The organism is Stella humosa, assembly GCF_006738645.1.
Taxonomy (GTDB): Bacteria; Pseudomonadota; Alphaproteobacteria; order ATCC43930; family Allostellaceae; genus Allostella; species Allostella humosa.
Window position 1 is genome coordinate 3654161 of the sequence record NZ_AP019700.1, and the last position, 14145, is coordinate 3668305.

Sequence of the window (14145 nt, forward strand, 5' to 3'; positions counted from 1 at the left end):
CACGCGCGCAGCCCGAGGGCAGTGCGTCCCTCGGACCCTACATCCGAAACACGCCGAAGCGCGTCGGCTCGATCGGCGCGTTGAGGGCGGCAGCCAGGCCCAGCGCCAGCACCCGGCGGGTATCGGCGGGCGCGATGACGCCGTCGTCCCACAGGCGGGCGCTGGCATAGTAGGGGTGGCCCTGGGTCTCGTACTGGCTGCGGATCGGCGCCTTGAACGCCTCCTCCTGCTCGGCCGGCCAGGTGCCGCCGGCCGCTTCCAGGTTGTCGCGGCGGACCTGGGCCAGCACCGAGGCCGCCTGCTCGCCGCCCATGACCGAGATGCGGGCGTTGGGCCACATCCACAGGAAGCGCGGCGCGAAGGCCCGGCCGCACATGCCGTAGTTGCCCGCGCCGAAGCTGCCGCCGACGATCACCGTCAGCTTGGGCACGGCCGCACAGGATACCGCCGTCACCATCTTGGCGCCGTCCTTGGCGATGCCGCCCGCCTCGTACTTGCGGCCGACCATGAAGCCGGTGATGTTCTGCAGGAAGACCAGCGGGATGCCGCGCTGGGCGCAGAGCTCGATGAAGTGGGCGCCCTTCTGGGCCGATTCCGAGAAGAGGATGCCGTTGTTGGCGACGATGCCGACCGGCATGCCCCAGATGTGGGCGAAGCCCGTCACCAGCGTCTGGCCGTAGAGGCGCTTGAACTCGTCGAACGCGCTGCCGTCGACGATGCGCGCGATCACCTCCCGCACGTCGTAGGGGCGGCGGGCATCCTGCTCGACGATGCCGGCGATCTCGGCCGGGTCGTAGCGCGGCGGTGCCGGGTCACGCAACGCCACCGACGCCGGCCGCGTGCGGTTCAGGTTGGCGACGGCGCGGCGCGCCAGCCCAAGCGCGTGGGCGTCGTCGGCGGCATAGTGGTCGGTCACGCCCGAGATGCGCGAATGCACGTCGGCACCGCCCAGTTCCTCGGCCGTCACCACCTCGCCCGTCGCGGCCTTCACCAGCGGCGGGCCGCCCAGGAAGATGGTACCCTGGTTGCGCACGATGATCGCCTCGTCCGACATCGCCGGGACATAGGCACCACCCGCCGTGCAGGACCCCATGACGACCGCGATCTGGGCGATGCCGGCCGCCGACATGTTGGCCTGATTGAAGAAGATGCGGCCGAAATGGTCGCGGTCGGGGAAGACCTCGTCCTGGTTGGGCAGGTTGGCGCCACCGGAATCGACCAAGTAGATGCAGGGCAGCCGGTTCTGCTGCGCCACCTCCTGCGCCCGCAGGTGCTTCTTCACGGTGAGGGGATAATAGGTGCCGCCCTTCACCGTCGCGTCGTTGGCGACGATGACGCATTCCTGGCCCGCGATCCGGCCGACGCCGGTGATGATGCCGGCCGACGGCACCTCGTCGCCATACATGCCCCAGGCGGCGAGCGGCGCCAGTTCCAGGAAGGGCGTGCCGGGATCGAGCAGGGTCGCCACCCGCTCGCGCGGCGGCAACTTGCCGCGCGACAGATGGCGGGCCATCGCCTTCTCGCCGCCGCCGGCGCGCGCCCGGGCCAGCGTCCGCTCGAGATCGGCCACCTGTTCGGCCATCCCCTCGGCATTACGGCGGAAGCCGTCGCTGCGCGGGTCGGCGGACGAGACGATGACGGACATGGGACGACCCCGGCGCTGTGGCACGACAGGGCGCCAGTGTGCCGCCGCATGGGCGGCGGCGGCAAGGTGGACGCTTTGGCCCGCCCCGTCAGACCAGCAGCAGGCCGGGCAGCGCCAGTAGCAGGGCGGTAGCGAAGGCGACGAGCGCGATCGGGGTGCGACGCGCGCCGAAGCGCGATGCGGGACGGTGGCCGTAGTCGATGGCGGTCATTCTATCCTCCGACCGGGGGTTGCGGAGCCATACGGATTGAACGCGGCCCCGCCGCGCCGGTTCCGCCAACCCGCGGTTGACATGAATGTTCAATTGGATTGAACTTGCTGCCGTCATGATCGCGCGATCGACCGCCGCCCTGCCGGCCGACGACCTTCCCACCGACGACGAAACGCGGCTCGGCCTGCGCTTGCGTGCGTTCCGCCAGCAGCGCGGCCTGTCGCTGAAGCAATTGTCGGAGCGGTCGGACCTGTCGGTCGGCATGTTAAGCCAGATTGAACGCGGCATGGCGACGCCGTCGTTGCGCGCTCTGGGCCGTCTGCGCGACGTCTATGGCGTGCCGCTCGCCCGGTTCTTCGACGACCAGGCGACACCTGACGCCACCGGCGACGACGTGGTGCAGCGGGCGGGCCAGTGCCGGCGGGTGGAGTTCGCCCAGCAGCGCATCGCCAAGGAACTGGTGTCGCCGCCCTCGGCCGGTGCCTTGGAGATGATGGTGATCGTCATGGAGCCGGGCGGCGGCTCGGGCGCCGAACCTTATTCTCATGAAGGGGAGGAATGCGGCCATGTGCTGGAAGGCCGCTTCGACCTCTGGGTCGGCGACCGCACCTGGCGCCTGGAGCGCGGCGACAGCTTCCAGTTCGCCAGCCACAATTTGCACCGCTTCCACAATCCCGGCCCAGGAACCGCGCGCGTCCTCTGGACCGTGACCCCGCCCTTCTACGGGCGGAAAGTCTGAACGATGAAGCCGACAATCAACAAGGAGACAGGGATGAACCTCACCCGCCGCGCCCTGCTGGCCGCCGCCTCGACGTTGGCGCTGACCGCATTGCCCGCCGCCGCCCAGGAGCCGCCCAAGCCGCGCCAGATCGTCATCAACGCCTCGGGCGGCGCGCAGGCGGCCTCGCTGCGCGCCTCCTACTGGGCAGACTTCGAGAAGGAAACGGGGATCAAGGTGGTCGACACCAGCCCGGTCGATTTCGGCAAGCTGCGCGCCATGGTCGACAGCGGCAACATCGCCTGGAACATCTCCGAGATCGGCGGCCAGGACGGCTTCCGCGTGACACAGATGGGCTTGGCCGAGCCGATCGACGCCAAGATCGTCGATCGCAGCACATTCGTGCCGGCGGCCAAGGAGATGACCCACGTCTTCTCGCCCAGCAGCTATTCGACCGTCATCGCCTATCGCACCGATGCCTTCCCCAAGGGCGGGCCGAAGAACTGGGCCGACTTCTGGGACGTGAAGAAGTTCCCCGGGCCGCGCTCGCTGCGCAACCACCCGGTCGACAATCTCGAGGCCGCCCTGATGGCCGACGGCGTGGCCAAGGATAAGCTCTACCCGCTCGACGTCGACCGTGCCTTCAAGAAGCTGGATGAGATCCACCGCCATATCTCGGTCTGGTGGACGACCGGCCAGCAGCCCGCCCAGATGCTGATCGACAAGGAAGTCGTGCTGGCGACCGGCTGGAACGGCCGCTTCTACGGCCTGATCCTGGAGAAGGCGCCGCTCGCCATCGAGTGGGAGGGCGGCGTCCTGAAGCAGAGCAGCTGGGTGGTGCCCAAGGGCGCCAAGGACCAGTACTGGAGCATGAAGCTGCTGGCGATGATGACCGACCCCAAGCGGCAGGCCGAGAACGCCATGAAGCTGGGCTATTCCGGCACCAACACCCTGTCGGAACAGTATGTCACCGCCGACAAGAAGCCCCACCTGCCGCTGGAGCCGGGCAACCTCGCCAAGCAGATCTGGCTCGACCAGGAATGGTGGACCAAGAACGGCCAGGCGATGGCCGAGCGCTGGAACAAGTGGATGCTGAGCAAGCAGTAGGCCCGGCGCCGGGCGGCGGCAGCGCCGCCCGGCATCCACTCTCAACGGCGGGGATCATGGCATTGGCATCGACGACGGGGGAGCGCGCCTCGCGCTCCGGCGACCTTTCGGTCACCGGCATCCACAAGCGGTACGGACAGGTCCGTGCGTTGTCCGACGTGTCGCTGACGGTGGCCGCGGGCGAGTTCCTGACCATCCTCGGCCCCAGCGGTTCGGGCAAGACGACGCTGCTCAAGGTCGTCGCCGGCTTCGAGACGCCGGACGAGGGCGACGTGCGCGTGGGCGGCCGCGACGTGACCGACCTCGACCCCGCCCAGCGCAACATCGGCATGGTCTTCCAGAACTACGCGCTGTTCCCGCACCTGACGGTCGAGCGCAACGTCGCCTTCCCGCTGGAGATGCGCCGTGTCGCCAAGGCCGAGCTGCGCACCCGGGTGGCGGAGGCGCTGGCACTGGTCGAGTTGACCGGCTTCGAGCATCGCCTGCCGCGCCAGCTTTCTGGCGGACAGCAGCAGCGCGTGGCATTGGCCCGCGCCATCGTCTTCCGCCCCACCCTGCTTTTGCTGGACGAACCCTTCGGCGCGCTCGACCGCAAGCTGCGCGAGGCGATGCAGCTCGAGGTGCGTCGGCTGCAGCAGCGCCTGGGGCTGACCACCCTCTTCATCACCCACGACCAGGAAGAGGCCCTGGTCATGTCCGACCGCATCGCCGTCATGGACAATGGCCGGCTCGAGCAGGTGGGCGCGCCGCGCGACATCTACGAGGCGCCGCAGAGCCCGCTCGTCGCCGACTTCGTGGGCGAGAGCAATATCCTGTCGGGCACGGTCGAGACCGCCGGCGCCACGCCCGCCATCCGTCTCGAAGGCGGGCCCGTGGTTCAGGTCAACGGCGATGGCGCCACCGTGTCGCCCGGCAGCCGCGTGCGCATCCTGCTGCGGCCGGAGCGCCTGGGCGAGGGCGGCGACAACCGCATCGAGGGCACCGTGGTCGAGGCGATATATCTGGGCCTCTCCGACAAGTACCGCATCCGCGCGGCGGGGGGCGTCGAGCTGCTGGCGCGCATCGCCGCATCGCGGGATGCCCGGCGCTACCAGGCGGGCGATGCGATCGCCGTCGGCTTCCACGCCGCCGACGCCCGCATCATCGAGGTGCGCTGATGGCCATGGCCGGATCGGCACGCGTCGCCGCGTCCGAACGGCGGGCGGCGCTGGGCGCCTTCCTGCTGACGGCGCCCGGCATGATCTTCCTCGGCCTGCTGTTCGCTGTGCCGCTGCTGCAGCTCTTCGCCCTCAGCGTCGAGGGCGGCACCACGGAATGGTACGCCAAGGTCTTCGCCGACGGCCTCTACACCACCATCTTCCTGCGCACCTTCCAGATCGCCTTGATGGTGACGGCGGCCGCCCTGCTGATCGGCTATCCCGTCGCCTTCTTCCTGGCCACCACCACGCCCGGCTGGCGGGCGCTGGGCTTCGCGCTCGTCATGCTGCCGTTCTGGACCAGCGTCCTGGTGCGCACCTATGCCTGGATGATCATCCTCGGTCGCAACGGCATCGTGAACCGCTTCCTCATCGACTACGGCTTCATCGACCGCCCGCTGACGCTGCTCAACACGCGTTTTGCCGTCGTCCTGGGCATGGTCCACGTCATGCTGCCCTTCATGATCCTGCCGCTCTACAGCGCGATCGCCCGCGTCGACCCCGACTTTGCGCGCGCCGCGCGCGGCATGGGCGCGTCCCGGTTCCAGATCTTCCGGCGGATCTACCTGCCGCTGACGCTGCATGGCGTGGTGGCCGGCGTGACGCTCGTCTTCGTCGTCTCGCTCGGCTTCTACATCACGCCCGCCCTGCTGGGCGGCGGCAAGGTGACGATGATCGCCATGGTGATCGAGCAGCAGGTGCGCGAGTTCCTGGCCTGGAACTTTGCCGGCGCCTTGTCGGCCGTGCTGCTGGCGATCACGCTGGCGGTGTTCTGGCTGCTGAACCGCTGGGTGGCGGCGCGCGTGCCACCCGCCGCCGGCCAGGGGCGCTGAGCCATGGCCACCCGCCGCCGCGCCCGCCGCGATCCCGCCCGCATCCTGCTGCGCAGCTTCGCCGCCATCGTCTTCCTGTTCCTGATGCTGCCGCTGGTGGTCGTTTTCCCGATCTCGTTCAGCGCCGGCAGCTATCTGCGCTTTCCGCCGCCCGGCTTCTCGATGCAGTGGTACCTGCGCTACTGGAACGACCCGATCTGGATCGATGCCACCATCCAGAGCCTGCAGGTCGGTGCCGCCACCACCGTGCTGGCGCTGGCCATCGGCATTCCGCTGGCGTTCGGGCTGACGCGCGCCCGCTTCTTCGGGCGCGGCGCCATCGAGCAGTCGATCTCCGCGCCGATGATCGTGCCGCACATCGTGCTGTCGATCGCGATCTACGGCCTCTTCTCGAACCTGGGGCTGATCGGCGAGTGGTACGGCATCGCCATCGCCCACACCGTGCTGGCCCTGCCCTTCGTCGTCATCGTGCTGGTGGCGGGCCTGCGCAACTTCGACCTCAACCTGGAACTGGCCGCGCGCGGCATGGGCGCGAGCCGGGTGCAGGCGATCCGCCGCGTGACCCTGCCGATGGTGGCGCCCAGCGTCTATTCGGCGGCCTTCCTCGCCTTCATCACCTCCTTCGACGAACTGGTCGTGGCGATGTTCCTGTCGGGCGCCAACATGACCCTGCCGAAGAAGATGTTCGACAACATCCTGACCGAGATCGAGCCCACCGTGGCCGCGGTCTCGGCCCTGAAGATCACCTTCATCGGCCTGCTCCTGCTGCTGTCGCTGCGCTTCCGCAAGGCGACCGACGCGCCGATGGCGCACTGAGCAGGCCCCGCTCTTCCCCTCCCTCGCCCCAACCTCCGAGGTTCCTGCCATGTCCGGCGGCGACGTCTTCCATCGCGACTTCAAGCCTGCCCCCTACTGGTGGGAAGCCTTCACCCCGACGCCCGGGCCCATCGTGGACGTGCCCAGGACCAGCCGCGTCGTCATCGTCGGCGCCGGCTATGCCGGCATCTCGACCGCGATCGAGCTTGCCAATGCCGGTATCGAGGCCACCGTGCTGGAGGCGCGCGAGCCCGGCTGGGGCGCCAGCACGCGCTCTGGCGGGGCGGTCAGCGGCGGCGTCAATGTCGGCAAGAGCTTCAGCGGCCGCACCTTCCAGGGCACGCCCGAGCAGATCACGGGCGTGTTGAATTCCGCCGCCGACGCCTTCTCGCTGATCGAGACCATCATCGAGCGCGAGAAGATCGACTGCTTCTGGGAAAAGCGCGGCCGCTTCGTCGGCGCCTGGACGCCCGCCCACTATGCCAAGCAGGCGGCCCGGGTGGAGACGCTGAATGCCGGCGCCAAGTCCGGCAGCTACATGGTCCCGCGCGAGCGCCAGCGCGAGGAGATGGCGTCGGACTATTATTACGGCGGCATGGTGGTGGAGCGCTCTGCCAAGCTGCACCCGGCGCTCTACTACAAGGGCCTGCTGGAGGCCGCCCGGCGGCGGGGCGTCACCATCTGTTCCCAGGCCCCGGTCGAGCGCATCACGCGCCAGGGCAGCGGCTGGGTCGTGCAGACTGGCCGCGGCACGGTCGAGGCGGGCGACGTGGTGATCGCCACGAACGGCTATACCGGCGACGCCACGCCGAAGCTGAAGCGACGCATCATCCCCGTCGCCAGCCACATCATCGCCACCGAGGAACTGCCGCCCGACCTGGCGCAGTCCCTGATCCCCAAGGGCCGGACCCTGTCCGACACCCGCCGCGTCCTCTGCTACTACCGCATGTCGCCGGACAACAAGCGGGTGATCTTCGGCGGCCGCGCGCGCTTCACCGCCGTCACGCCGGAGACGGCCGCCCCCATCCTGCACGGCTTCATGACCGACCGCTTCCCGCAACTGAAGGGCACGAAAGTCACCCACGCCTGGAACGGCAACGTCGCCTTCACCTTCGATGCCCTGCCCCATACCGGCCGCGAGGACGGGATGCACTATGCGCTGGGCTGCAACGGCAGCGGCGTCGCCATGATGACCTATCTGGGGTACCAGACCGCGCGCCGCATCGTCGGCGGCGCCAACCAGCCCTGCGGCTTCGAGCTGCCGGAGTTCCCCGACCATCCGCTCTATTTCGGCAATCCGTGGTTCCTGCCGGTGGTGGGCGGCTACTACCGCTTCCGCGACTGGTACGACCGGCGGGCCGCCTGAGGTGGCGCTGGAACCGCTCGCCACGCTTGACGGCCGGCGCTTCGACGTCGCCGTCATCGGTGCCGGGGTCAACGGCGCCAGTGCCGCCCAGCATCTCCAGGCGGCCGGGTATACGACGCTGCTGGTGGACAAGGGCGATTTCGGCGCCGGCTCCAGCAGCCGGTCGAGCCGCATCCTCGGCAACGGCCTGCGCTACCTGGCGCCCGGCCGGTCGATGTGGGATTTCGTGCGCCACCCCTCCCGCTTCCGCACCGCCTGTCGCATGGCCAGCTATGCGCTGGCCAGCCGGACGCAGATGGTCGAGGAGACGGGCGAGCGGGTGCGCGCGATCAACTTCTGCTACCCGATCTACAGCGACAGCCAGTACGCGCCCTGGCAGATCCGGGCGGCCTTCGGCCTGCTGGGCGTGCTGAACCGCGGCGGCACCTCGCTCGGCTATCGCATGGTGCCGGCGGCCGAGGCGCTGGCCATGCCGCTGGTGCGCTGGATCCGCACGCCCGACAAGCTGCGCTCGGTGGCCCTCCACCACCAGTACCAGTTCGACTGGCCGGAGCGGGTCGTGCTCGACACCGCCTTCGATGCCGCCCGCATGGGGGCCGAGGTGCGCAACTACACCGCCGTCCGCGGGCTGGAGCGGTTGTCGCCCGGCGGCTGGCGCATCGGCCTGGCCGACGCCGCAGATCGCGGCCACGGCATCGGTCAGGCCACGGTCCAGGCGGCCATGGTCATCAACGCCGCCGGCATCTGGATCGACCGGGTGAACGGCCTGGGCAAGCCCGGCGCGAAGCGGCGGATCACCGGCACCAAGGGCGTTCATATCGCCGTCCGCCTGCCGCCGGAATGCCAGGACTATTGCGTCGTCAGCCTGAACCGCGACAACGAGCAGATCTACTGCGTGCCGTGGCGCGGTGGGCTGCACTACATCGGCCCGACCGAGTCCCTCTATGACGGCGACCCGGACGACATCCGCCCGACCGAGCCCGAGATCGAGTGGCTGCTGGAGGAGTTCGCCCACCTGGTGCCGGGCGCCGGCATCCGCCGCCAGGACGTGCGCTATGCCTGGGCCGGCGTGCGCCCACTGACCCACGACCCGGCCATGCCCAAGGGCAACCGGTCGCGCCGCATCCACGACCAGGCGGACGATGGCATGGACGGCATGCTGTCGATCACCGCCGGCCCGATCATGAGCCACCGGGTGGCCGGCCGCGACCTGGCCGCTGCCGTCGCCGGCCGCATCCGTCCGTCGGCTGCCCCGCAGCCACTGTCCTATGCCGCCCGCGCCCTGCCCGACGAACCGGGATCGCCGGCCGTCCTGAACCAGGAGCCGGGCATCAGCATCGCCCAGCTCCGCCATGCCGCCCGGACCGAGCAGCCGCACGACCTGGTCGACCTGCTGTTCCGCCGCGTCGGCCTGGGCTGGGGCGACAGCATGGCGCGCGAGGGGGCTGCCACGGCAGCCCACGCGGTGGCCGACATCCTGGGCTGGGACGAGGCGCGGATCGCCCGGGAAGTGGCCGGATATCGCGACTATCTCGACCGCATGCACCTGCTGCGCGAGGCAGGCTGAGGGGTCAGCCCGCCAGCGCCGGCAGGATCACCTCCCGCACCAAGTTGGTCGGCGGCCGCCACTGTTCCGGCTGGTCGTAGTTGCCGGCGGTGATGGCCACCACCAGGTCGATCCCCGGCCAGACGAACAGGCGCTGCCCGCCATTGCCGATGGCGCCGCGCCAGAAGCCGCCCGCCTCGAAGCGGCCGAGATACCAGTGGTAGCCGTAGCCGCGGCCATCCTCCAGCCGTGCCCGCGGCTGGAAGCTGGCCGCCAGCCAGTCGGCCGGGACCACCTGCCGGCCACCCGCCTGCCCCTTGGCCAGGATCATCCGGCCGATCCGCGCAAGGTCGCGCGGCACCATGCGCAGGCCGGACGCCGCCGACGGCGTGCCGTCATGCCCGCGCGTCCATTGCGTCGCCCCGATGCCGAGCGGGTCGAACAGCGCGGCCCGGGCGAAATCCGGCAGTGCCTGGCCGGTGCCGCGCTCGATCAGGCGGCCGAGCAGCGTCGTCGCGCCGCCATTGTAGGTCCAGTGCTGCCCCGGCTCGGCCAGGATCGGCCGGTCCAGCACGAAGCGGTAGCGGTCGGCCGCCATCTCCATGGCGATCTCGCTGTTGGCGGCACTGGTATAGGGCAGGCTCTCGTTCCATTCGGTCCCGAGCGTCATGGTCAGGACATGGCCGACCGTCAGCCGCGCCCGTGCCGGGTCGGCCGCCAGGTCGGGATATTCGGGGAACTGCGCCAGCAGCGGCTGGTCGGGCGCCGGGACCATGCCGCGGTCGAGCGCGATGCCATAGAGCAGCCCGACGATGCTCTTGGTCACCGAGCGGAGGTCGTGCAGCGTGTCCGGCCCGAACGCGATCTCGCCCAGGGGCGTGCCCCAACTGGCATCCGGCCCGCGAAAGTAGCGTTCGAAGAAGATGCGCCCGCCGCGCAGCGCCACGATGCCGTGCAGCCCATCCAGCCGCCCGGCCGCCTGCGCGGCCGCGAGCCGCTGGTCGAGGTCCGGCTGAAAGCCGGCAGCCGCCGGCGAGACGGTCTCCAGCGCCGTGGCGGATGCGGTGGTTCCGGTCATCAAGGCGGCTCCGGCTAGGGTCAGGATCTGGCGGCGCGTCGGCATTCCCGTCTCCGATCGAACGTCCCAGCGTAGCCGACCGGCCTTTGCCGCGCTTGCGGATATGCGGGGGAGAACGGCCATTTTGGCCCTGGCCAGCCGCGCCCAGGCGGCTATCATCGGCGCCAAACCATCCCGGCGGGGCAATACCATCATGGCGGCAGAAGAATACGGCGCGGGTTCCGGCGTCGGCGAGGAACGCATCCGCAAGCTGAACGCCGCGGGCCTGCCCGCGGTGGAAAAGGCGACGAGTCGCGACCGTGGCGCCGGGCCGTTCGGCCGGCTGGTCCTGCGCGGTGCCACCATCATCGACGGCACCGGCGCGCCGCCGATCAGCCCCGTCGACATCGTCGTCGAGCAGGGCCGGATCACCGCCATCGAGAAGGTGGGCCTGCCGCGCCGCCTGTCGCGCGACGCCCTGCGGCCCGCGGCCGGCGACCACGAGATCGACTGCACCGGCAAGTATGTGACGCCGGGCTTCATCGACTGCCACGGCCATGTCGGCACGCCCTACCACGCCATGTCGGGGCCGATGGCCCCGGCCGACTATGTCTACAAGCTGTGGCTGGCGCACGGCGTCACCACGGTGCGCGAGATGGGCTGCCTGAACGGGCTCGCCTGGACGCTGGACCAGCGCGACCGGGCGGCCCGGCACGAAATCGCGGCGCCGCGGATGGTGGCCTACGCCTACTTCCCGGCCGTCAACGACATGATCAAGACCATCCACACGCCGGACCAGGCGCGGAGCTGGCTGCAGGCGGTGAAGGCGCTGGGCGCCGACGGCATCAAGTTCTTCGGCGCCCCGCCGCAGATCATGGAGGCCGCCCTCGACGAGTGCCGCAAGGTCGGGCTGCGCTCGGGCTGTCATCACGCCCAGCAGGCCGTGACCCGCATGAGCACGATGACGACGGCGCGCTGGGGCCTCGGCAGCCAGGAGCATTATTACGGCCTGGCGGAATCCCTGTTCGAGAACCGGGTGATCCAGGACTACACGCCCGACTACGACTATGGGGACGAGTATTTCCGCTTCGCGTTTGCCGGCCAGACCTTCCGCCAGGCGGCCCAGCCCGGCAGCGCCAAGTGGAACGCCGTCATGGACGAGTTCCTGGAGCTGGGCTTCTCGTTCGTGCCGACCTTCTCGATCTACGACGCCAACCGCGACCTGATGCGCACCAGGCGGGCCGACTGGCACCGCGACTACACCTGGGCTGGCCTGTGGAACTACTACCAGCCCGCCAGCGGCGGCCATGGCAGCTACTGGCACCGCTGGTCGACCAGCAACGAGGTCGACTGGAAGCAGAACTACCGGCTGTGGATGCAGTTCATCAACGAGTTCAAGAACCGCGGCGGCCGGGTCTGCACCGGGTCGGATTCGGGCTTCATCTTCCAGACGTTCGGCTTCGGCTACATCCGCGAGCTGGAGCTGCTGCAGGAGGCGGGATTCACGCCGCTGGAGGTGCTGCGCGCGGCCACCATCCAGGGCGCCGAGCTGCTGGGCTTGCAGGAGGAGACCGGCAGCATCGAGGTCGGCAAGTCGGCCGACCTCTTGATCCACGACCAGAACCCGCTGGCGGACTTCAAGCTGCTCTACGCCACCGGCGCCATGCGCCTGAACGAGGAGACGCGGCAGGTCGAGTGGCCGCGGGTGCTGCGCTACACCATCCGCGGCGGCGTCATCTACGACGTGGAGGAACTGCTGGCCGACGTGCGGGAGATGGTGGCCGGCAGCCGAGCCGCCTCGCCCGAGCTGCCGGTGCCCTGATACCAGGGATGGCCGGGACCGACTTCCACATCCTCTGCGGCTTCCTGGGCAGCGGCAAGACGACCCTGCTGCTCGACTTCCTGGCGGGCCAGGATGCCGCCGACACCGCCGTGCTGGTGAACGACGTCGGCCGGATCGACGTGGACGGTGCCGTCGTCGGCCGCTCGTCGACCGGCCTGCCGGTCGCCATGCTGCCCAATGGCTGCGTCTGCTGCTCGATCGGCAACGAGCTGGTCGCCAGCGTCGAGACGCTGGTGGCCGACCGCGACGACGCCGGCCTGCCGCCCTTCCGCCGGATGATCCTGGAATGCAGCGGCCTGTCGCGGCCGGGACCGATCGTCCGTTCGCTGGGCGACCTCGGCCGGCACGATTTCCGGGTGCGGGTGCTGGCGACCTTCGATGCCGGCCAGGGTGCCGCCCACGCCGTCCATTTCGAGGAAGCCGCCGCCCAACTGGCCGCCGCCCAGACCATCGTACTGAGCAAGCTCGACCTGGACGGCGCGGGGCCGGTCGAGGCCGCCGCGGCCGCTGCGCGCGCGATCAACCCCTTCGCCCGTCTGGTCGCCGAGCCCGATCGCGCCGCACGGGCGGCAGCCGCCTTCACCGGCCACGGACCAAGTGCGGCAGTCCCGCCGGCGCCGACCGTCGTCGGGCTGCGCGGCCTGCTGCACCCGCGGATCGCCGTCTTCCTCGCCACCGTCCCGCCCGGCCGCCCGTGGGAGGCGATCGCCCACTGGATCGAGGACCTGGCCGCCCGCTGCGGCGACCGGCTGCTGCGGGTGAAGGGGCTGGTCGCGGTGGCAGGCGTCGACGGGCCGGTGCTGGTCCAGGGGGTCGGCACCATCTTCTCCCCGCCCGTGCGCATGCCACCCGGCAGCGGCGGCGACCTCGGCTCGGTCGTCGTCATCGCCCACGACCTGTCGGCGGTCGACCTGGCCGCCACCTGCGCGCCTCATGGGGTGACGATCGGCCAGTAGCGATCCCATCGAATTGGCGCAGATCGTCCGCCGCCGCAAATGCCGCCGAACCTATAGTGGTGTATCCGGCACCATGCCGGCGGGAGGCGAGGATGCTGAAGCGCGGTTCGACAGGGCCGGCCGTGGCCGCACTGGCCGGCAAGCTGGCCCAACTCGGCTATCACGGCGGCGCCATCACCGAGACCTTCGACGACGCCCTGGCCCGGGCGGTCAAGGCGTTCCAGATGCAGAACGCCGACAGCGCCGGCCGCCCCCTGGTGGTGGACGGCGTCGTCGGCCCGGTCACCGCCTGGGCGATCGAGCAGCGGCTGGGCAACACAGCGCCTGCTGCTGCGCCCCCCGCGCCGCCCGGGCTTGCCATGCCGGCCACCGGCGGGTCGGCCACGGCGCGTGGCGCGCTGAAGGCGGCACTGGCGGAGATGGCGGCCGGCCATGGCGAGGTCGGCGGCAACAATCTGGGCCCGCACGTCGCCCGCTACCTGAACGGCATCCTCGCGCCGCCGGCCGACTGGTGCGCCGGCTTCGTGTCCTGCTGCTTCAAGGATTGCGGCCAGCCCATGCCCTTCGCCTACACGCTGGGCGCGCGCGACGTGCTGCAGAAGATCCGCGCCAAGGGGTGGGAAATCCGCCCGACCGACGCCGACCCGCCGTTGCCGGGCGACATCATCGTCTGGTGGCGCGGCACGCCGTCGGGCTGGCAAGGCCATGTCGGCTTGGTCCATTCCTACGCCAACGGCATCGTGCGGACGATCGAGGGCAACAAGACGCCCAAGGTGAACAGCTTCACCTACACGCTGGCCAGCATCGACCGGCTGCTGGGCTTCGGCCGGGTGCCCTGATCAGCCGGGTAC

At 70.2% G+C, this 14145-nt stretch carries 13 protein-coding genes; 10 read left to right on the plus strand and 3 right to left on the minus strand.

Annotation, left to right across the window (positions count from 1 at the left end; all coding sequences use genetic code 11):
- Positions 1-37: 37 nt before the first annotated feature.
- Together STVA_RS17125 and STVA_RS28395 are read right to left on the minus strand one after the other, a co-directional pair.
- Positions 38-1645, minus strand: coding sequence for a carboxyl transferase domain-containing protein (locus STVA_RS17125; protein WP_123693841.1), 1608 nt, complete (start codon positions 1643-1645; stop codon positions 38-40).
- Positions 1646-1733: 88 nt separating this feature from the next.
- Positions 1734-1856 carry a hypothetical protein gene (locus tag STVA_RS28395; RefSeq protein WP_276330469.1) on the minus strand — a complete coding sequence of 41 codons (123 nt, stop codon included), beginning with the start codon at positions 1854-1856 and terminating at the stop codon, positions 1734-1736.
- 85 nt (positions 1857-1941) lie between these two features.
- Between STVA_RS28395 and STVA_RS17130 the strand changes: the two genes are divergently transcribed.
- The 7 genes from STVA_RS17130 to STVA_RS17160 are packed head-to-tail and all read left to right on the plus strand — an operon-like array spanning position 1942 to position 9459.
- Positions 1942-2595 carry a cupin domain-containing protein gene (locus STVA_RS17130; protein ID WP_142235796.1) on the plus strand — a complete coding sequence of 218 codons (654 nt, stop codon included), beginning with the start codon at positions 1942-1944 and terminating at the stop codon, positions 2593-2595.
- Between the two features lie 33 nt (positions 2596-2628).
- Complete coding sequence (locus STVA_RS17135) at positions 2629-3681, plus strand: ABC transporter substrate-binding protein (protein ID WP_123693836.1); 1053 nt, start codon at positions 2629-2631, stop codon at positions 3679-3681.
- 56 nt (positions 3682-3737) lie between these two features.
- The gene (locus STVA_RS17140; RefSeq protein ID WP_123693835.1) at positions 3738-4838 is read left to right on the plus strand and encodes an ABC transporter ATP-binding protein; all 1101 of its coding nucleotides are present in this window, start codon (positions 3738-3740) and stop codon (positions 4836-4838) included.
- Complete coding sequence (locus STVA_RS17145) at positions 4838-5710, plus strand: ABC transporter permease (RefSeq protein ID WP_123693833.1); 873 nt, start codon at positions 4838-4840, stop codon at positions 5708-5710. The genes STVA_RS17140 and STVA_RS17145 overlap by 1 nt, the downstream gene beginning before the upstream one ends.
- Before the next feature lie 3 nt (positions 5711-5713).
- Positions 5714-6526: an ABC transporter permease gene (locus STVA_RS17150; RefSeq protein ID WP_123693831.1), complete on the plus strand. Its 813-nt coding sequence runs from the start codon at positions 5714-5716 to the stop codon at positions 6524-6526.
- A 49-nt stretch (positions 6527-6575) separates the two neighbouring features.
- Entirely contained in the window at positions 6576-7892 is a 1317-nt protein-coding gene (locus STVA_RS17155) for an NAD(P)/FAD-dependent oxidoreductase (protein ID WP_123693829.1), read from the plus strand.
- A gap of 1 nt (position 7893) precedes the next feature.
- Positions 7894-9459: an FAD-dependent oxidoreductase gene (locus STVA_RS17160; protein ID WP_123693827.1), complete on the plus strand. Its 1566-nt coding sequence runs from the start codon at positions 7894-7896 to the stop codon at positions 9457-9459.
- Between the two features lie 4 nt (positions 9460-9463).
- Here the strand turns inward: STVA_RS17160 and STVA_RS17165 are convergent, their stop codons facing one another.
- Positions 9464-10516 carry a serine hydrolase domain-containing protein gene (locus STVA_RS17165; RefSeq protein ID WP_123693967.1) on the minus strand — a complete coding sequence of 351 codons (1053 nt, stop codon included), beginning with the start codon at positions 10514-10516 and terminating at the stop codon, positions 9464-9466.
- Positions 10517-10709: 193 nt separating this feature from the next.
- Between STVA_RS17165 and STVA_RS17170 the strand changes: the two genes are divergently transcribed.
- The 3 genes from STVA_RS17170 to STVA_RS17180 all read left to right on the plus strand — a co-directional run bounded on the left by STVA_RS17170 (position 10710) and on the right by STVA_RS17180 (position 14133).
- The gene (locus tag STVA_RS17170) at positions 10710-12317 is read left to right on the plus strand and encodes an amidohydrolase family protein (RefSeq protein WP_123693965.1); all 1608 of its coding nucleotides are present in this window, start codon (positions 10710-10712) and stop codon (positions 12315-12317) included.
- Between the two features lie 8 nt (positions 12318-12325).
- On the plus strand, positions 12326-13294 hold the full coding sequence (locus tag STVA_RS17175; protein WP_123693825.1) for a CobW family GTP-binding protein: 969 nt from the start codon (positions 12326-12328) through the stop codon (positions 13292-13294).
- 92 nt (positions 13295-13386) lie between these two features.
- On the plus strand, positions 13387-14133 hold the full coding sequence (locus STVA_RS17180; protein ID WP_123693823.1) for a CHAP domain-containing protein: 747 nt from the start codon (positions 13387-13389) through the stop codon (positions 14131-14133).
- Positions 14134-14145: the final 12 nt, after the last annotated feature.